At 73.8% G+C, this 18,423-nt stretch carries 12 protein-coding genes and 1 pseudogene; 7 read left to right on the top strand and 6 right to left on the bottom strand.

The window, feature by feature from the left end; genetic code table 11:
• Positions 1–413 precede the first annotated feature (413 nt).
• Positions 414–788, top strand: a complete 375-nt coding sequence (locus tag ACFO3J_RS06330) for an ATP-binding protein (protein ID WP_386426923.1) — start codon at positions 414–416, stop codon at positions 786–788.
• 134 nt (positions 789–922) lie between these two features.
• Here ACFO3J_RS06330 and ACFO3J_RS06325 read toward each other — a convergent pair whose 3' ends face one another.
• Positions 923–2,041, bottom strand: a complete 1,119-nt coding sequence (locus tag ACFO3J_RS06325; protein ID WP_386426921.1) for a DUF2637 domain-containing protein — start codon at positions 2,039–2,041, stop codon at positions 923–925.
• A gap of 525 nt (positions 2,042–2,566) precedes the next feature.
• Between ACFO3J_RS06325 and ACFO3J_RS06320 the strand changes: the two genes are divergently transcribed.
• Positions 2,567–3,298 (top strand): GntR family transcriptional regulator, encoded by a 732-nt coding sequence (locus ACFO3J_RS06320; RefSeq protein ID WP_386426919.1) that lies wholly within the window; start codon positions 2,567–2,569, stop codon positions 3,296–3,298.
• A gap of 687 nt (positions 3,299–3,985) precedes the next feature.
• On the opposite strand, the gene ACFO3J_RS06315 is transcribed toward ACFO3J_RS06320, so the two are convergent.
• Complete coding sequence (locus ACFO3J_RS06315) at positions 3,986–4,735, bottom strand: hypothetical protein (RefSeq protein ID WP_386426918.1); 750 nt, start codon at positions 4,733–4,735, stop codon at positions 3,986–3,988.
• Positions 4,736–4,969: 234 nt separating this feature from the next.
• Positions 4,970–6,715 (bottom strand): PucR family transcriptional regulator, encoded by a 1,746-nt coding sequence (locus ACFO3J_RS06310; RefSeq protein WP_386426916.1) that lies wholly within the window; start codon positions 6,713–6,715, stop codon positions 4,970–4,972.
• Positions 6,716–6,986: 271 nt separating this feature from the next.
• Between ACFO3J_RS06310 and ACFO3J_RS06305 the strand changes: the two genes are divergently transcribed.
• The 5 genes and pseudogenes from ACFO3J_RS06305 to ACFO3J_RS06285 all read left to right on the top strand — a co-directional run bounded on the left by ACFO3J_RS06305 (position 6,987) and on the right by ACFO3J_RS06285 (position 13,205).
• Positions 6,987–7,874, top strand: a complete 888-nt coding sequence (locus ACFO3J_RS06305; protein ID WP_386426914.1) for an FAD binding domain-containing protein — start codon at positions 6,987–6,989, stop codon at positions 7,872–7,874.
• A pseudogene (locus ACFO3J_RS06300) lies at positions 7,865–8,341 on the top strand ((2Fe-2S)-binding protein). Before ACFO3J_RS06305 ends, ACFO3J_RS06300 begins: the two are co-directional and overlap by 10 nt.
• Before the next feature lie 5 nt (positions 8,342–8,346).
• Positions 8,347–10,785: a xanthine dehydrogenase family protein molybdopterin-binding subunit gene (locus ACFO3J_RS06295; RefSeq protein ID WP_386426912.1), complete on the top strand. Its 2,439-nt coding sequence runs from the start codon at positions 8,347–8,349 to the stop codon at positions 10,783–10,785.
• Positions 10,786–10,846: 61 nt separating this feature from the next.
• The gene (locus ACFO3J_RS06290) at positions 10,847–12,007 is read left to right on the top strand and encodes an XdhC family protein (protein ID WP_386426945.1); all 1,161 of its coding nucleotides are present in this window, start codon (positions 10,847–10,849) and stop codon (positions 12,005–12,007) included.
• Between the two features lie 97 nt (positions 12,008–12,104).
• The gene (locus tag ACFO3J_RS06285) at positions 12,105–13,205 is read left to right on the top strand and encodes a winged helix DNA-binding domain-containing protein (RefSeq protein ID WP_386426910.1); all 1,101 of its coding nucleotides are present in this window, start codon (positions 12,105–12,107) and stop codon (positions 13,203–13,205) included.
• A gap of 6 nt (positions 13,206–13,211) precedes the next feature.
• On the opposite strand, the gene ACFO3J_RS06280 is transcribed toward ACFO3J_RS06285, so the two are convergent.
• The 3 genes from ACFO3J_RS06280 to ACFO3J_RS06270 form a co-directional block, all read right to left on the bottom strand.
• Positions 13,212–15,209, bottom strand: coding sequence for a sigma-70 family RNA polymerase sigma factor (locus ACFO3J_RS06280; protein ID WP_386426909.1), 1,998 nt, complete (start codon positions 15,207–15,209; stop codon positions 13,212–13,214).
• 163 nt (positions 15,210–15,372) lie between these two features.
• On the bottom strand, positions 15,373–16,782 hold the full coding sequence (locus ACFO3J_RS06275) for a cellulose binding domain-containing protein (protein WP_386426944.1): 1,410 nt from the start codon (positions 16,780–16,782) through the stop codon (positions 15,373–15,375).
• A gap of 79 nt (positions 16,783–16,861) precedes the next feature.
• Entirely contained in the window at positions 16,862–18,418 is a 1,557-nt protein-coding gene (locus ACFO3J_RS06270; RefSeq protein ID WP_386426908.1) for a beta-N-acetylhexosaminidase, read from the bottom strand.
• Between the last annotated feature and the right edge of the window lie 5 nt (positions 18,419–18,423).

Genomic DNA, 18,423 nt, shown 5'->3' with positions numbered 1-18,423 from the left:
AGCGGGCACAAGGAAACCCGCCGCGAGCAGCGCGGCAACAGCCACAGCGGATGATCGGACCATTCGGAGAGTTCCGAATGTGCGGTGCGGTGAGTACACGGCCCCTCCCGAGGCAACGGGACATACGACACTGGCGGCGCAACATCCAAGAAACACATGGGATGAGTGCGCCACAGAGTGGACGCCGTTACCGGGCGTGTCAAGACTTCGATCAGCAATACATCGGACGTATCAACTCTCTGACTGAGGAGTTGGTCCGAACCAGCCAGTGACTTCGGGTCGGCATGACTGGACGCATACGAGGTGGGCATGCCTATCGACGGAGGAAAAAGCGCAGACCGGATCGGGGGAAGCAGACGGATATCACGGGGCATCGGTTACGGCACGCGGTACGGCGGGCCGACCTTCCCGCCGTGTCCGAGACACGCGGACTGCTACGCGACCATCTGAGGAGTTGGGGAGTGCCGGCGCTGTCGGACACGGCGGAGCTGCTCGCCACCGAACTCCTCACCAACGCACTCCAGCACACCGCCGGCGGCGCCGTGCTGACCGCCACCCTGACATCGGGGCCCGCGCACCGGCTGCGGGTCGAGGTGCGCGACTCGCTCGCGCGGCGGCCCAGGGCTCCGGAGCCCGGCGCGGTCTCGCGGGCGCTGGCCACCGGTGAACACGGCACCTCCGGGCGCGGGTTGATCCTGGTCGAGGCGCTCGCCGACGCCTGGGGCGCGCAGGCGCAGGAGGGCGGCAAGGTGGTGTGGTTCGAGCTGGACGCCGAGGAGGCGGCCTGAGCGTGCCGCGGCGAGCACGAAAGCGGTGTGGCCCCGGGAGAGTTCGCCCTCCCGGGGCCACACCGCTGTCGAAGTCCCGCTTCCCGGTGCGGGGCCGGTCCCGGGTCGCCCGGCCCGGCCCCGCACGGCGGAAATCAGCCGAACTGCCGCTCCAGGTCGGACAGTTTGCGCTCCAGCGAGTCGAGCCGGGGCAGCGTCAAGGTGTCGTCCTCGGCGGTCAGGTCCACGGTGAAGGCCGACCTGGCCGTCTCCTGCGCGGTCGCGGACGACACGGCGGACTGGTCGGACGAGTGGACGGGCTGCCCCTCCTCACGTACCGGCTGGAGGGCCGGGCGGGCCCGTACCGGGAGTTCGCCGGCCGGGGGCTCCGCCGAAGCTCCTATGGCAGGCTCCGATACGGCCTGACCGCCGGTGGCGCCCGCCGAGGGCAGTTCCACCTGACGGCCGCCGCGGGGGCCGCGCGGCCAGGGGCGGTGCTGGCGGTTGAAGGCCTTGATCCGGGCCCGCTCCAGGCGGTCGTGGTCACGGCGGCGCAGCGCGTGCTGCTCGCGCTGCCGCTTGTCCTCGCGGACCTCCTCGACCGCCTCGTCCAGCGACCGTACGTTCTCCAGCAGCATCAGCGACCAGGCGCCGTACGTCTCGCGCGGCGCCCGCAGCCAGCGCACCATCCGGATCTGCGGCAGCGGACGCGGCACCAGGCCCTGTTCGCGCAGCGCGGCCCGGCGGGTCTGCTTCAGCGCGCGGTCGAAGAGCACCGCGGCGGACAGCGACATGCCGGCGAAGAACTGCGGCGCGCCGGCGTGCTCGATGCCGCGCGGGGCGTGCACCCAGTTGAACCAGGCCGCGGCGCCGGCGAACAGCCACACCAGCATGCGCGAGCCGAGGGCCGCGTCACCGTGGCTGGCCTCGCGGACCGCCAGCACCGAGCAGAACATCGCGGCGCCGTCCAGGCCGAACGGCACGAGGTATTCCCAGCCGTTGGTCAGCCCGAGGTTCTGCTGGCCGAATCCGACCAGGCCGTGGAAGGAAAGCGCGGCGGCGACCGCGGCGCAGCAGAACAGCAGCACATAGGACGCGCTTCCGTAGAAGGCCTCCTTGCGCCGCCGCCGTTCCTCACTGCGCTCCCACGAATCCCCCTGTGCGTCCGCGCCGGCCGTGCGGCGGTTGCGGAGGACGACGACGCAGGCAGCCAGGACGACCAGGCCGACGGCGCCCGAAATCATCCAGTTCAGCGAAATGTCGGTAAGTCTCATGTGCGAATCCTCGTGTCGCTTCCGTCGCGCTCGGGTCGCGGGATCTGCTTACGACCGACATCATTGCGAAGAGCGCGGATACGTGCAGACGTTATGGCGCAAGAGCACGCGTTTGGCGTCAGGTGCTCGAACTCTCGTGCCAGAACAGCTGAGTTGACCGGAATCGTAGCGTGACCGCCCACCGCGCATACGCCCGGTGGTCGATCCGGTCCGTATTGCGCGCCCGCGGACGGCCCGAACGGGCCCTGCGGGGGCTGATGGTGGGGAAGGGGCGGTCGGTGCGGCCATTTCTGGCTGAACAGCCCCTTGCGGTGAGGGTATATGACGGCCCGTCGGCTTCAACCGCCCCGGGCCGCGGGATCGCCCGGCACGTCCGGGAGAGGTGACCGCCGGTGTGGTAAGGGTCACCTTCCTCACGGCGTGGCGCGCGCGGGTTAACCTGACGGCACCGCGTCGGCCGGGTGATGGTCGGCGCGACCGCGCATCCGGTGTCCAGCCGGTTGACAGCCGACAGGAAGGGACCCGGTGGACCGAGCCGTGCGCACCCGGGTGCCAGACCCGCGCGAGCCCACGGCGGGCGCCGAGGGTGCCGGGGCCGATTTTCCCGTCCGGCGGATGCCGGAGCGGCTCTCGGTACGTGACCAGGTGCTCGCCGCGTTGCGCGCCGAGATCGTCGGCGGGGAGCTCACGCCCGGGTCGGTGCACTCCGCGCCCGCGCTGGCCGCCCGCTACGGGGTGTCGGCCACGCCGGTACGCGAGGCGATGCAGCTGCTGGCGCGGGAGGGGGCTGTCGAGGTGCTGCTGAACCGCGGGTTCCGGATCGCCGAGCGCACCGCCCGTGATCTCGCCGAGCTGGCGGCGGTACGGGCGCTGCTGGAGGTCCCGGTGGTGCTGGCGCTGGCCCGCAGCGTGGCCCCCGGCCGCTGGGAGGCGCTGCGGCCGCTGGCGGCGGCGACGGTCGCGGCGGCGGCGCTCGGCGACCGGGCCGCCTACGCGGAGTCGGACCGGGCCTTCCACCGCGCGCTGCTGGAGTTCTCCGGCAACCTCCAGCTGGTCTCGGTCGCCGACGAACTCCACCGCCGCGCCCAGTTCCCCCTGCCCGCCCCCCACCCCGGCTCCCATTCCCCGACCCGCCCCGCCGCCCTCCTCGCCGACGCGACCGAGCACAGCGTGCTGCTGGAGGCCCTGATCGCCGGCGACATCCTGACGGTGGAGTCCCTGGCCCGGGAGCACTTCTCCGGTTCCACCTGGGGTTAGCGGACCTCCGGGCCCCCGCCCGATGGTTCCGCCTCCGGCGGGGCGTTCGCCCTCCGGGCTCGGGGTGCCCCTGAGCCGTCCGCGCCGGAGGATTTCCGGGGTGCCCCGGAGGGCGCGGACAGGAGGGCGGCGAGGGTCGGGGGCGGCCGGGCCGAGGTGTTCCCTGGCGGGGCGTTCGCCCTCCGGGCTCGGGTGTCCCGGAGCCGTCCGCGCTGGGGGTGTTCCGGGGTGCCCGGGAGGGCGCGGACAGGAGGGGGCGGGGGCCGGGGCCGGCCGGGCCGAGGTGTTCCCTGGCGGGGCGTTCGCCCTCCGGGCTCGGGTGTCCCGGAGCCGTCCGCGCTGGGGGTGTTCCGGGGTGCCCGGGAGGGGGCGGCGAGGGTCGGGGCCGGCCGGGCCGGGGTGCCCCCTTGGGGGGTGTTCGCCCTTCGGGCCCGGTGTGCCCCGGAGCCGTCCGCGCCGGAGGGTCTCCGGGGTGCTCCGGAGGGCGCGGACAAGAGGGGGTGGTCCGTGCCCGGAGGTCCCTCCGGGCGTGGCCCTGCGGGGCTGTGCCGTAAGGGGCGGGGGCACCCCGCCGGGGTGCCCCCGGCGGGGTGTTTGCCCGCCGGGTTCGGGGGCTACCCAAGTAGTCCGCGCCGCCCGGGAGGGGCGGACATGGGGGGCGCCCCGCCCCGCCCCGAGGGGCCTCGGCTAGGCCGTGAAGGCCGGGGCCAGCCAGGCCGGGATGCCGTTGAGGAGTTCGTAGAGGCGGGCGGCCTCGGCGTGGAGGCGTTCGGCGATGTCGTCGGGCTCGACCTCGGCGAGGGAGAGCATCGCCGGGGCGGTGCCGACGAGGTGGCCCAGGGAGACCCGGATGCGCAGGGATTCGGCGAAGCCGTGGCGCGCTTCGGCCAGGTCGCCCTCGGCGGCGGCCAGGCCGGCCAGGTGGCGCCAGGTGAAGGAGGTGAGGAACGTGTCGCCGTGGGCGACCGCGCCGGCGTGCGCGCGGCGGAAGGCGGCGCGGGCGGCGGCCGGATTGACGGCGATGTTCTCGGCGACCAGACCGCGCCGGAAGTCCAGCAGCGGGCGCCCGGGGGACCCGGGGGACAGTAGGGCCGCGCTGCGCCCGTAGGCGGACCGCGCCTCGTCGGCCCGGTCCCGTACCGAATGCAGGGTCGCCCCGTAGGCAAGGAAGCCCCGCTCGGAGGCCGCCCCGCCGCGCTCCTCGTCGGTGCCGGCCAGCGCCTCGGCCAGGCGCAGCGCGTCCTCCGCCTCCGCCCAGCCGTCGAGCTGGTAGAAGCATCCCTCGACCAGCAGCGTCGCTCTGCTCAGCGCCGCCCCCGCGTCGTCCTCGCAGAAGGGGGCGAGCAGCGCCGCCGCCTCGGACCAGCAGCCGCGTGCCCGCAGCCGCCAGACGTCCGGTACCCCGACCACAGATTCCGACAGGGCGGTGTCCGCCACAGCCTCTCCCCCAAGCGCGTCATCGAGCCAGTGTGAGCAAATACCCCAGCAAGTACCCCACCGGCGGCCGGCCGCGCAGTTGTCCGAGAGATGTCCGCCAGTTGACCGCCAGTGGCGGAAGTCCAGCACGCGGAGGGGGCCCGCGCCAAGGGGTCGGAGATCACTTCTTGTGAAAGGGATCACGAATGCCCCGCCCTTGACGGGCCCGGCAGACCCGTGAGAAGCCTCCGGGCGTCAACTCATCCGCAGCGCGAGGAAGAAGTCCAGCTTGTCCTCCAGGCGGGCCAGGTCCCGTCCGGTGAGCTGCTCGATCCGCCCGACGCGGTACCGCAGCGTGTTGACGTGCAAGTGCAGCCGCGTCGCGCACCGGGTCCAGGACCCGTCGCACTCCAGGAACGCCTCCAGCGTCGCGATCAGCTCGGCGCGGTGCCGCCGGTCGTAGGCCCGCAGCGGATCGAGCAGCCGGGCGGTGAAGGCGCGGCGGACGTCGTCGGGCACGAAGGGCAGCAGCAGGACGTGCGAGGCCAGTTCCTCGTGCCCGGCCACACACACCCGGCCGGGTCTGGCCGCCGCCACCCTGCGGGCGTGCCGGGCCTCCTCCAGGGCGCCGCGCAGTGCCTCCGGCGCGTGGACGGCCGCGCTGAGGCCGACGGTCAGCCGTCCGTCCTCGCCGAGCCCGCGCGACATCGGCCCGCGCAGCGCCTCCAGCAGCCGTCCGGCGGCCAGCGGCAGCGGACCGCCGTCCCCGTCGTCCTCGTCGGCGGCGGGGACCGCGTACGGGGCCGCCGCGCCGCCGCCCGGCTCGCCGCCCGCCGCCGGCGGTGCGCCCGCCCGGCCGGAAGCCGGCCGGCGCGGCAGCGGCACCAGCGCCATCGCCTTGTCGTCCGCGTGCGCGACCGCGATCCGGTCGCCCGCGCCGGGGCCCGACTCGGCCGGGTCGGGCAGCGCCTCCTCCAGCAGGGACTGCGCCACCGGGCCCGAGGGCACCTCGCCGCCCGCCCATTCCACCCGGGCGACCACGATCTGCCACCGCGGGACCTCGGCCGCGCCCGGCACCAGGACCGGGGCCGCCGCCCGCAGCCGGGCGCCGATCTCGGCCGGCGGGGCGCCGCCCGCCACCAGCTCGAAGACCTCGGCGGCCAGCCGCCGCCGCACCGCCCGGGCCGCGTCGCGCCGGTCGCGTTCGACCGCCACCAGCTGCGCCACCCCGTGCAGCAGGTCCAGCCGCTCCGGCGGCCACTCGCCGGCGTCCGCCGCCACCGCCAGGAACCAGTCCGACAGCACCGTCGCCCGTACGTCCGGCGCCCCGGAGCCCGCGCGGACCGGGAAGAGCGAGAACGTACGGCCGCCCTGCACGGCCACCCGGTGCGGTGCCGGGCGGGCGGTGCGGGCCGCCGCCTGCGCGGCGCCGGCCAGCTCGGCGCGCAGCGCGGCGGGCAGCGGGCGGTCCGAGCCGCTGATCTCCCGCCCGGTGGCGGACAGCACCCACGCGCGCAGGTCCAGGTCGCTGCCGAGCAGGTCGAGCACCGCGTCCGGGCCGCCGCCGGGCGGGCCGGACGACATCAGCCGCCGGTGCCGTTCGACGACCGCCGCCAGGTCGCCGGCCCGTTCGGCGGACACCTGCCGGACGACGTACTCGGTGATGGCCGCGAAGGCCACCCGCTCGTCCACCGCGAACAGCGGCAGCCGGTGGCGGGCGCAGGCCTCCACCAGATCGGCCGGGACGGAGGGCAGGCCCGCCTCGCCGGCCGCCAGGGCCGCCACCCCGGCGCCGGCCAGGATCCGTACGAAGGGCTCGGAGTCGGCCGGGCCGTGCCGCCAGGCGAGCCCGGTGAGCACCAGTTCGCCGCCGGTGAGATAGCGGCTCGGGTCCCGCAGATCCGTGGTCATGACCCCGCGTACCGTACGGTCCAGCTCCTGGCGGCCGCCGAGCAGGCGCAGCCCGAGAGCTTCGGTGTCCAGCAGTGCGCGCAGCCGCATCGTCGTCGCCTTGTCGTGAGCAGTCCGTGAGCACCCAGGGTGACGGGGAAGCCGTTCCAACGGTGTTGCCGGCCGGATGCCGACAGGTTTCCGAACCGGCCTTTTCGGAGGAATCTACAAGACCTGCCTGCCGGCCGGCCGAACCCTTCATGGTTTCGGTGACTGCACCCGAACGGGTGCGCTGCCGTGTACTGGTCGGGTGCCGTGTGCGTTGCTCAAGATGAGGACACCCGGCAGCGCCCGCGAGAGCGGGATCCGAGGAGGGACATCCATGGACTTCCTGCGCCCCGCCGACTGGGAGGAAGCGCTGGCCGCGAAGGCCGCGCACCCCGGGGCCGTGCCCATCGCGGGCGGCACGGATGTGATGGTCGAGATCAATTTCGACCACCGCAGGCCGGAGTATCTGCTGGACCTGAACCGGATCGGCGAACTCCAGGAGTGGGAGGTCGGCGCGGACACCGTACGGCTGGGCGCCTGCGTCCCCTACAGCCGGATCATGGAGTCCCTGCGCGCCGAACTGCCGGGTCTCGCGCTGGCCGCCCACACGGTCGCCTCCCCGCAGATCCGCAACCGCGGCGGCGTCGGCGGCAATCTCGGCACCGCCTCCCCGGCCGGGGACGCCCACCCGGCGCTGCTGGCCGGCGGCGGCGAGGTCGAGGCGGTGTCGGTACGCGGCACCCGGCTGATCCCGGTCGACGACTTCTACCTCGGCGTGAAGCGCAACGCGCTGGCGCCCGACGAGCTGATCCGGGCGGTGCGCCTGAAGAAGGCGACCGGGCCGCAGCAGTTCTCCAAGGTCGGGACCCGCAACGCCATGGTGATCGCGGTGTGCGCCCTCGGTGTCGCGCTGCACCCGGACACCCGGACCGTCCGTACCGGCATCGGCTCGGCCGCGCCGACTCCGATCCGGGCGAAGGCGGCCGAGGAGTTCCTGGCCGCCGCGCTCGACGAGGAGGGACTGTGGGACAGCCGCGGCGCCGTACCCGCCCCGGTGGCACGGCAGTTCGCCACCCTGGTGGCCGCCGCCGCCAACCCGATCGACGACGTGCGCGGCACCGCGGCCTACCGCAGGCACGCCTTGGGCGTGCTGGCCCGCCGCACCCTGGACTGGACCTGGCGGGAGTACCGCGGAGAAGAGAGGAGCGAGTCATGCGCGTGACCTTCACCGTCAACGGCCGCCCGCAGCACGCGGACGACGTCTGGGAGGGCGAGAGCCTGCTGTACGTCCTGCGCGAGCGGCTCGGCCTGCCCGGCTCCAAGAACGCCTGCGAGCAGGGTTAATGCGGCTCCTGCACGGTCCGGCTGGACGGGGTGCCGGTCTGCTCCTGCCTGGTGGCCGCAGGCCAGGCCGAAGGCCGCGCGGTCGACACCGTGGAGGGCCTGGCCGGCCCGGGCGGCGAACTCGCCCCGATCCAGCAGGCGTTCGTGGACGCCGGCGCCGTGCAGTGCGGCTTCTGCACCCCCGGACTGCTGGTCACCGCCGACGAGTTGCTGGAGCGCCACCCCGATCCCTCCGACGGCGACATCCGCGAGGCGCTGTCGGGCAATCTGTGCCGCTGCACCGGCTACGAGAAGATCCTCGACGCGGTGCGCCTGGCCGCCGCCCGCACGCGCCAGGCGGTGTGAGCGCCATGACCGCCATGAGCGAGGGGTCCGGCGCCGCCGCCGCTCCCGGGCCTGTCTCCGGCCGCCTTCCCGGCCGCGTCCCCGCCGGCCTCACCCAGGGCTCGGTCACCAAGGGCGGCATCGGCGAGTCCACGCTCCGCCCCGACGGCATCCTCAAGGTCACCGGCGAATTCGCCTACTCCTCCGACCTGTGGCACGAGGACATGCTGTGGGGCCACACCCTGCGCAGCACCGTCGCGCACGCCAGGATCCTGTCCGTCGACACCGCCGAGGCGCTGGCCGTCCCCGGGGTGTACGCGGTGCTGACCTACGACGACCTGCCGACCGAGGTCAGGCACTACGGCCTGGAGATCCGCGACACGCCCGTGCTGGCCCACGGCAAGGTCCGCCACCACGGCGAGCCGGTCGCCCTGGTGGCCGCCGACCACCCGGAGACCGCGCGCCGGGCCGCCGCGAAGATCCGGATCGTGTACGAAGAGCTGCCCGTCGTCACCGACGAGGCGTCCGCCACCGGGCCGGGCGCGGCGCTGGTGCACGAGGACCGCGACGACCACCACATCGGCCATGTCCCGCACCCCAACATCGTGCACCGGCAGCCGGTGGTGCGCGGGAACGCCGACGAGGCCGCCCGGCGGGCCGATGTCGTCGTCAGCGGCAGCTATGTCTTCGGTATGCAGGACCAGGCGTTCCTCGGCCCCGAGTCCGGGCTCGCGGTGCCGGCCGAGGACGGCGGCGTCGACCTGTACGTGGCCACCCAGTGGCTGCACTCCGACCTGCGGCAGATCGCCCCGGTGCTCGGCCTGCCGGAGAGCAAGGTCCGGATGACGCTGTCCGGCGTCGGCGGCGCCTTCGGCGGCCGTGAGGACCTGTCGATGCAGATCCACGGCTGCCTGCTGGCCCTGCGCACCGGCAAGCCGGTCAAGATCGTCTACAACCGCTTCGAGTCCTTCTTCGGCCATGTGCACCGCCACCCCGCCAAGCTCTGGTATGAGCACGGCGCCACCCGCGACGGCAAGCTCACCCATATGCGCTGCCGGATCGTGCTGGACGGCGGCGCCTACGCCTCCTCCTCGCCGGCCGTGGTCGGCAACGCCGCCTCGCTGTCGGCCGGCCCCTACGTCATCGACGACGTGGACATCGAAGCCGTCGCCCTCTACACCAACAACCCGCCCTGCGGCGCGATGCGCGGCTTCGGCGCGGTCCAGGCCTGCTTCGCCTACGAGGCCCAGATGGACAAGCTCGCCGCCCGACTCGGCCTGGACCCGGTGGAGTTCCGGCAGCGCAACGCCATGGAGCAGGGCACGATCATGCCGACCGGCCAGCCGGTGGACTCGCCCGCGCCGGTCGCCGAACTGCTGCGCCGGGTCAAGTCCCTCCCGCTGCCGCCCGCACGGCAGTGGGAGACCACCGAGGGCGCCGACGTACGGGCGCTGCCCGGCGGCCTGTCCAACACCACGCACGGCGAGGGCGTGGTCCGCGGGGTGGGCTACGCGGTCGGCATCAAGAACGTCGGTTTCTCCGAGGGGTTCGACGACTACTCCACCGCCCGGGTGCGGATCGAGGTCATCAACGGCGAGCCGGTGGCCACCGTGCACACCGCGATGGCCGAGGTCGGCCAGGGCGGCGTCACCGTGCACGCCCAGATCGCCCGCTCCGAACTCGGCGTCACCCAGGTCACCATCCAGCCCGCCGACACCCGGGTCGGCTCGGCCGGCTCCACCTCCGCCTCCCGGCAGACGTACATGACCGGCGGCGCGGTGAAGAACACCTGCGAGGCGGTACGGGAGAAGGTGCTGGACATCGGCCGCGGCAAGTTCGGCAGCCACCACCCGGCGTGGGCCACCGCCGAACTCCTGCTGGAGGACGGCAAGGTCGTCACCGACGGCGGCGAGGCGCTGGCCGATCTCGCGGACGTGCTGGAGGGCGAGAGCGTCGACCTGGAGCTGGAGTTCCGGCACCGGCCGACCCAGCCGTTCGACCTGCGCACCGGCCAGGGCCACGGCCATGTGCAGTACTCCTTCGCCGCCCACCGCGCGGTGGTCGAGGTCGACACCGAACTCGGCCTGGTCAAAGTGGTCGAACTCGCCTGCGCCCAGGACGTGGGCAAGGCGCTCAACCCGCTGTCGGTCGTCGGCCAGATCCAGGGCGGCACCGTCCAGGGCCTCGGCGTGGCGGTGATGGAGGAGATCGTCATCGATCCGAGGACCGCGAAAGTCCGAAACCCCTCCTTCACCGACTACCTCATCCCGACCATCCTCGACACGCCGACCATCCCGGTCGACATCCTCGAACTCGCCGACACCCGGGCCCCGTACGGGCTGCGGGGCGTCGGCGAGGCCCCGACCCTGTCGTCCACGCCGGCCGTGCTCGCCGCCATCCGGCAGGCCACCGGGCTGGAACTCGCCAGGACCCCGGTCCGGCCGGAACACCTGACCGGAACGTGACCGCGGGCCGTCCGCCCGGACCCGGCGCCGAGGAGACCCGACCCGAGGGGAGTTGACCACCATGCTGGACATCGCCGAAGAGCTGGTCGGCTGGTGCGAACGCGGCCGGCCGTTCGCGGTGGCGACCGTGGTCGCCACCGGGGGCAGCGCGCCGCGGCAGCCGGGGGCCGCGCTCGCCGTGGACGGCGACGGCACCGTGATCGGGAGCGTGTCCGGCGGGTGTGTCGAGGGCGCGGTCTACGAGCTGTGCCAGGAGGCGCTGGCGGGGGGCCCGCAGGCGTCGCTGGAACGCTTCGGCTACTCGGACGAGGACGCCTTCGCGGTCGGCCTGACCTGCGGCGGCGAGATCGACATCCTCATCCAGCGGGTCGAGCCCGCCGCCCGCCCCGAACTGGTCGGCGCGCTGGCCGCCGCCGCCGCGGCCCGGCCGGCCGCGCTGGCCCGGGTCGTCGAGGGCCCGGCCGAGCTGCTGGGCCTGGCCCTGCTGGTGCGCGGGGACGGCAGCCGGTCCGGATCGCTCGGCGACCCGGAGCGGGACCGCTACGCGGCCGGTGAGGCGCTCGCACTGCTCTCGGCCGGCCGCACCGGCACGGTGGTGATCGGCGCCGACGGCAGCCGCTGCGGCCGGCCGATCACCCTGCTGGTCGAATCGAGCCTGGCGCCGCCCCGGCTGCTGGTGTTCGGCGCCATCGACTTCGCCGCCGCGCTGGCCCGGGCCGGCCGCTTCCTCGGCTACCGGGTGACGATCTGCGACGCGCGGCCGGTGTTCGCCACCCGGCAGCGCTTCCCCGACGCCGACGAGGTGGTCGCCGACTGGCCGCACCGCTATCTCGACGCCGAGACCAGCGCCCGCCGGGTGGACGCCCGTACCGCGGTCTGCGTGCTCACCCACGACCCGAAGTTCGACATCCCGCTGCTGGAAAGGGCGCTGCGGCTGCCCGTCGGCTATGTCGGCGCGATGGGTTCGCGCCGCACCCATCTGCGACGGCTCGACGGCTTGCGGGAGACGGGGGTGACCGAACTCGACCTGGCACGGCTGCACTCGCCGATCGGACTGGACCTCGGCGCGCGCACCCCGGAGGAGACCGCGCTGTCCATCGCCGCGGAGATCGTCGCCTTCCGCAACGGCGGCAGCGGCCGGCCGCTGACCGGCGCGCACACCCCGATCCACCACGACGCCCCGCACCCGGCAACCCGCCGGGCGGGCTACCCGGCGGCGTGACACCCGGCCGGGGCGCCCGCCGCCCGCCCCGGCGGGCCTGCGCGGACCCCGCCGCCCGCTGACCGGAATTGTCCGCAGTCGCCTCTACGGTGAGCCCATGCCCGCCACCGTCCTCGACCGCCGCACCCTCAACCGCACCCTGCTCGACCGCCAACTCCTACTGAAGCGGGCCGACATGGGCGCCGAGGAGGCCGTCGCCCACCTGATAGGCCTCCAGACGCAGGTCCCCACCACCCCCTACCCGGGACTGTGGACGCGCCTGGCGCGCTTCGACTTCGACCACCTCGGCCAACTGCTCACCCGGCGGCGGCTGGTGCGGCTCGTGCTGATGCGCAACACCGTGCACCTGGTGACGGCCGCGGACGCGCTGCGGCTGCGCACCTGGCTCCAGCCGAAGTTCGAGCGGGATCTGCGCTCCTCCCGCTTCGCGGCCGGGATCACCGGCGTGGACCGGGACGCGCTGGTCGCGCACGGACGGCAGGCGCTCGGCGAATCACCCCTCGGCCCAGGGGAGTTGAGGGCCGTACTGGGCGAGCGCTTTCCCCGCGCCGACCCGGAGTCCCTGGTCGTCGCGCTGCGCGCGTGGACGCCGCTGGTCCAGCTGCCGCCGCGCGGGGTGTGGGGCGTCGGCGGCGTCCCGCGCTACGCCCCGCTCGACGACTGGCTCGGCGCGCCGCTCGCCGCGGACGCCGACCCGGCCGGCCTGGTCCGCCGCTATCTGGCCGCGTACGGGCCCGCGACACCCGCCGACATGCAGAAGTGGTGCGGCCTGACCGGCCTCAGGAGCGTCTTCCGCGACCTGGACCTCCTGACGTACACCGCCGAGGACGGCCGGGTGCTCCATGACCTGCCGGACGCGCCGCTCACCGACCCGGCGACCGAGGTGAGCCCCCGCTTCGTCGCCGAGTTCGACAATCTCGTCCTGTCGCACGCCGACCGCACCCGCATCCTCGGCGACGCGCCGAAGACACGGGTGATCACCGTGAACGGGCTGGTGCGCGGCACCGTCCTCATCGACGGCTTCGTCGGCGGCACCTGGCGGTTCGACCGGGCGAAGGGGACGGCCGCGGTGGTCGTCGCCCCCTTCGCCGAGCTGAAGGCCGCCGACCGGGACGCCCTCGCCGAGGAGGGCGCCCGGCTGCTCGCCGCCTCCGATCCGGCCGCGCGGGTCCGTGACGTGCGGTTCGAGGCCGGCTGAGCCCGCTCAGCGCGCCGCTTCGAAGGCCCGCCCGGCGTCGGTCTCGACCGGCCCGCTGTGGAACAGCCCGCTGCTCGGATTGGCGTCGTCGGCCGGCAGTCCGAACCAGGCGTAGCGCTGGAGCCAGGACAGGCCGTCCAGCATCTTGGTGGCGGAGGTGACGAAGGCGGCCTGCTGCTGGTCGGTCGGGAAGCGGGTGCCGTTGGAGAAGTCGATCAGCGCGAACTCGGTGAGCCAGATCGGCTTGTGATAGCGGTTCCAGACCGCCTGGAGATAGGACTTCAGCTGCGCGACCGCGTCCGGCGTGGTGAAGTCGCCGCCGTACCAGTGCAGGGCGATGAAGTCGACGCGGTAGCCCTTCGTCTTCGCCCCGGACATGAAGCGGTCCAGCCAGCCGCCGGCGGTGTCGCCCCCGTAGGCCACCGCCGGGCTGCCGAGCACCTGGCCGGTGTCCATCAGCTTCGGCCACAGCGACAGCGCCTGATCCACCGTCATATTGGACTGCTGCGCCATGTCGGGCTCGTTGAAGCCCAGCAGATACGGACCGGCCTGCTTGGCCTGCGCCAGCGTGGCGGCGTCCACGCTCTTGGCGCCCCAGATCATCGGCACGAAGCCGGGGCCGCTGATCCCCGAGTGGCTGGCGGACCAGGTGAAGTACCAGCCGGCGCCGGACTTGGCCAGCGCGGTGTTCACACCGTTGAACGACCAGACGCCGACGCCCTTGCGGACCGAGGACACCGGCGGCGCGGGGGGCGCCGGCGGCGGGGCCACCGGAGTCCTGGTGGGGGCGTGCGTGCTGGGCCTGGGAGTGGGCTTCCGGGTCGGCGGCTTCGTGGTGCGCTTGGCCGCCGGCGACTTCGAAGGCGTCGTCGGGGGAGTCGTGGTGACCTGGAGGGTCGCGGACGGCCGGGTGGTGGCCGCGCTCGCGGCATGCGCCGCGGGCGCCGGCCCGCCGGCCGCCAGGTGGACGGCCAGCAGTGTGCCGGCCGCGACCGCGGCGACGGCGCCCATCGCGGCGGCCGGCACCCCGAACGGGCCGTGCGGCAGCCGGGGCCTGGCCCGGCGCGCGCCATGGGCCCCTCGTCGCGCACCGCTCCGCACCGGGGGGTGGGGGTGCGGAGCGGTGCGCGGGGCCGCTGGGGGGGCGGCCTGGGAGGAGGGTACGGGGGGCGCCGCGGAGTGCGCGGGCATCGGGCCCAGGCCCAGGTGGGGTGCGGCGAAGGGCATGCCGATCGGTACCGGCAGCAGCGGCAGCCCGCTGAGCAGGCGGCTCATCGGCATCAGCACACCGCCGACCCGGCCGCAGGTCTCGCAGTTGCGCACATGGCGGGCGAAGCGCTTGCGCCACAGCGGACTGGGCACGCCGTCCCAGCCGCCGGCCAGCTGGTGCAGTTCCTCGCAGCTCTCGGCGGCGCCCAGCGCCCGCACCACGGTCCTGGAGGTCTCCAGCTGCTCCTTCATCCGCTGGACCTTCACCGCAGCGTGCTGCCGGCTCAGCCCGAGCGCGCCGGCCAGTTCGGAGCGGCCGATGTCGCCGGTCTCCTCCAGCCACCACAGTGCCAGCAGCGTCCGGTCGTCGGGTTCGAGCCAGCGGGTGGCCTCGGCGATCTCCCGGCGCTGGTCGGTCAGACCCAGCCGCAGGATCGTCACCGAGGCGAAGTCGGAGGCCGGGTCGGGTATCAGCTCGGCCGCGTCCAGCGCCGTCTGCTGGTGCCAGGACGCCTTGCGGGCCTGCTCGCGGTCCCGTACCTGCCGTACCGCGATCGCCACCAGCCAGGAGCGGAAGGCCGCCGGGTCGCGCAGCTCACCGAGCCCGCGCACCACCCGCAGCAGCGTCTCCTGCACCACGTCGTCCACATCGTCGTGCCCGTCCAGCGCACGGCCGACGATGTTGTAGACCAGCGGGAGACACTCCGCGACCAGCAGGTCCAGCGCCCGCTGGTCTCCTGCCCGAGCCGCGACCACCATCCCGGGGTCCGGACCGACCCGATCGCCTGCGCGCATCACAGCCCCATCTCGTATCCGTTCTCTGCCCTCGAACAGGAGACGGTGCCACGACCTGCGGATAACAGAAAATCCGGGGGGCGGGACGGGACGGGCCGGGGCCAGGCCGCCCGCGCTCCCTCGCGGAGCGCGGGAGCGCGGACGGCCGCCGGGAAAGCCGGGGTCAGCTCGACGGAACGGTGTCCTTGAAGGCCGTGCCGGCCGTCCGCAGACCGGACACCGCGGACTGGACCTGCGCCGGGCTCAGCACCTGGTCCTTGACGAAGTACACGTAGTCGACCTGCTCGTTGTACGAGCGGGGGGTGCTGCCGGTCTGGCCGGCCAGGTCGATCAGCCAGTGGTTGAAGTCGATGAACTGGCCGCCCTCGGGCAGGTAGGGCTCGCCGTGGGTGGCCACCACCTGGCCGTCGATGTAATACGTGATGCTGGTGTTGTCGATGGTGATCTGCAGATTGTGCCAGCCGTCCAGGCTCTCGTACTGCTGGCCGTGGGTGTTGACCGCGTTCCACGGGTCCGGGTTGTACGTCTCCCAGGACGTCTCGTACATGATGTTCTGCGTCTCGCCCCAGCCGCCGTTGGGCAGGTACTCGAAGTCCTGCTCGCTGTAGTTGGGGTCCATCGGGGCGTTCAGCGGCGTGAAGTTGAAGAAGGTCTGGTTGACGTGGTCGCCGTCGGGGCCGCCGGTCGGGGTGTCGTTGAACTTGACCCGGGCCGCGTAGGTGCCGTTCTTGAACTTCTGCGCGGTGGTCTGGATCTCGGTCTCGCGGGTGCCGGCCGCGGTGCCGTCGGTGGTGAGCTTCAGGTTCATCACCTTGCCCGAGCCGTCGGCGACGAAGGTGAGGTCCTGCGGCGACCAGGTGGCCCCGGCCACACCCGGCCCGCCCTGCCCGGACTTGACCGTCCAGCCGTGCTGCTGGATGGCCGCGTCCGAGCTGGTGCTGTAGCTGAAGTCGTCGAACAGCGCGGGGGCGTTGGGGTCGGTGCCACCGCCCCCCGTCGGCGGCGTGGTGGGCGGACTGGTGGGCGGGGGCGTCGGGGTGTTGCCGGCCGGCGGGGTGCCCCAGACCAGCGAACCGTTGTCCTGCACGGTCACCTTCGACCAGTTGGCGTACGAGGTCTGGGCGCCGCTGAAGGAGTAGTCGTCGGACTGGGTGATCGTCTGCCAGTCGGCGCGGTAGAACCGCAGCTGCATGTCACCGGTGTTCTGCCCCGGGGTGAGCGAGCCTGCCCCCGCGGTGAAGCCGATCTCCAGATAGCGGTCCGCGGTCGCGGTGGGGCTGGTCAGGGTGCCGAAGGTGCCGGTGATGTTGGCGCAGCCCTTGACCGCCCAGGAGCAGGCGAACTTGTAACCGACCGAGGGTCCGTCGGACTTGAAGTAGTAGCGCACGGTGACATGGCTCAACGGCACCGATGTGCTGCCGGTGTTGGTGAGCTCCAGCCATGGCTCGACCTGGTCGGCGGTGGCCCCGGACGCGCTTGTGCGGTACTGGGCGCTGAGCGAGTCCTGCGCCGCGGACGCGGGCAGCGCGGTGAGCGCGGCGCAGGCCAGCCCTGCGGCCGTGCACACCGCCATCGCGGTACGGACCCTGGCGGATACGCGGAACTTTCCTGACACGGTGATCCCTTTCAACAGTGGGGGTTCTTCGGGGACTTCAGTGAGAGGTGGTGCGCGGAAGGGGGCCGGGGCGGGCGAGCCCGACGGCCCGGTGGGTGACGCCCAGCGCCGCGAGACGGGCCTCGTGGTGCTGGAGAGCGGGGAGGAAATCGGTGGCCCAGTGGCTCGCCGGGTTCCAGGCCCGGTCGGCGAGCGCGCACAGCCGGGGGAAGGTGAGGTACTCGACCTGTTCGGGGGTGCGGGCGAACTCGGTCCACACCTGCGCCTGGGTGCCCAGCACCCGCGCCGCCGCGGCCGGTTCCCAGGAGGACGGCGCCGCCTCGCCCGCGTGCACGGCCCGCAGGTCGACCACCTCGCCGGCCTGGCCGAGCGGTTCGCCCGGGTCGTCGGACTGCGGGTAGTCCAGGTAGGTGGCGCGGTGCGGCGCCATCACCAGCTGATGGCCGCGGCGGGCCGCGGACAGTCCGTGGGCGGCGTCCCGCCACGGCATCACGGTGAACTCCGGCGGCAGCGCGCCCGAGTCGTCCGCCCAGCACAGCGGAGTGCGCCCGGCGTCGAGCAGGAACTCCCCGATCCTGCCGAGGAACCAGCCGTGCAGCGCCTTGGGCGCGGCCAGTCCGGCCTCGGCGGCCCGCGCCCGCGCCGCCGGACTGGTCTCCCACTCGGTGACCGGGCACTCGTCCCCGCCGACATGCACATACCGGGAGGGGAAGACGTCCATCACCTCGCCGAGCACGGTCCGGCAGAAGTCCAGTACCTCGTCGTGGACCCCGAAGACGTTCTCGCACACGCCCCACTCGGTCCACACATCGAGCCGCCGCCCGGGGACGTTGCCCAGTTCCGGGTAGGCCGCCAGCGCGGCCCTGGCATGGCCGGGCATCTCGATCTCCGGCACCACCGCGACCCCGCGCTCGGCGGCGTAGGCGACCAGCGAGCGCAGTTCGGCGCTGGTGTAGGCGCCCGCGTGCGGCTCGTCGTCGAACCGGCCGCTGCCGGCCCGGCCCAGCATCGAGCGGGCCCGCACCCCGCCGACCTCGGTCAGCCGCGGATACGCGGCGACCGGCATCCGCCACCCCTGGTCGTCGGTGAGGTGCAGATGCAGCACATTCAGCTTGTGCAGCGCCAGCAGGTCGACGAACCGCCGCAGATACGACACCGGCTGGAAGCGCCGGGCGACATCGAGCATCGCCCCCCGCCAGCCGAAGCGCGGTACATCGGTGATCTGCACACCCGGTATCCACCACGGCACCCCAGCGACCGGACGCGGGGACAGCGCCTCGACGGGCAGCAGTTGACGGATGGTCTGCACCCCGCGCAGCAGGCCCTCGGGCCGCGCGGCCCGCAGCAGCAGCGCGTCCGGGCTCGCGGTGAGGCCGTAGCCCTCGGCGCCGAGCCCGCCGAGTTCGGGGTCGACGGCGAGCACCACCCGCCCGGCCGGTGAGGACCGCAGCGGCAGTCCGGTGGCGGGCGCCAGCAGCGTACGCAGCAGGTCGGCCGCCGGCCGGGCGGCGCCCTCGGCCCGCACCGTCGTGCTCTCGTCGAAGGTGAACCGGCCGGGGATCCGGGTCAGCTGGGTGGGACGCGGAATGATCACAGCGG

This window comes from Streptomyces polygonati (assembly GCF_042650325.1).
In the GTDB taxonomy this organism is placed as follows: domain Bacteria; phylum Actinomycetota; class Actinomycetes; order Streptomycetales; family Streptomycetaceae; genus Actinacidiphila; species Actinacidiphila polygonati.
This window is presented reverse-complemented; position numbering and strand designations above follow the sequence as displayed.

Excerpts from the sequence above, each read along its gene's own strand:
- ACFO3J_RS06325 (WP_386426921.1), bottom strand. The coding sequence starts at position 2,041 with ATGAGACTTACCGACATTTCGCTGAACTGGATGATTTCGGGCGCCGTC.
- ACFO3J_RS06310 (WP_386426916.1), bottom strand. The coding sequence starts at position 6,715 with ATGCGGCTGCGCGCACTGCTGGACACCGAAGCTCTCGGGCTGCGCCTG.
- ACFO3J_RS06305 (WP_386426914.1), top strand. The coding sequence starts at position 6,987 with ATGGACTTCCTGCGCCCCGCCGACTGGGAGGAAGCGCTGGCCGCGAAG.
- ACFO3J_RS06295 (WP_386426912.1), top strand. The coding sequence starts at position 8,347 with ATGACCGCCATGAGCGAGGGGTCCGGCGCCGCCGCCGCTCCCGGGCCT.
- ACFO3J_RS06290 (WP_386426945.1), top strand. The coding sequence starts at position 10,847 with ATGCTGGACATCGCCGAAGAGCTGGTCGGCTGGTGCGAACGCGGCCGG.
- ACFO3J_RS06285 (WP_386426910.1), top strand. The coding sequence starts at position 12,105 with ATGCCCGCCACCGTCCTCGACCGCCGCACCCTCAACCGCACCCTGCTC.
- ACFO3J_RS06280 (WP_386426909.1), bottom strand. The coding sequence starts at position 15,209 with ATGCGCGCAGGCGATCGGGTCGGTCCGGACCCCGGGATGGTGGTCGCG.
- ACFO3J_RS06275 (WP_386426944.1), bottom strand. The coding sequence starts at position 16,782 with ATGGCGGTGTGCACGGCCGCAGGGCTGGCCTGCGCCGCGCTCACCGCG.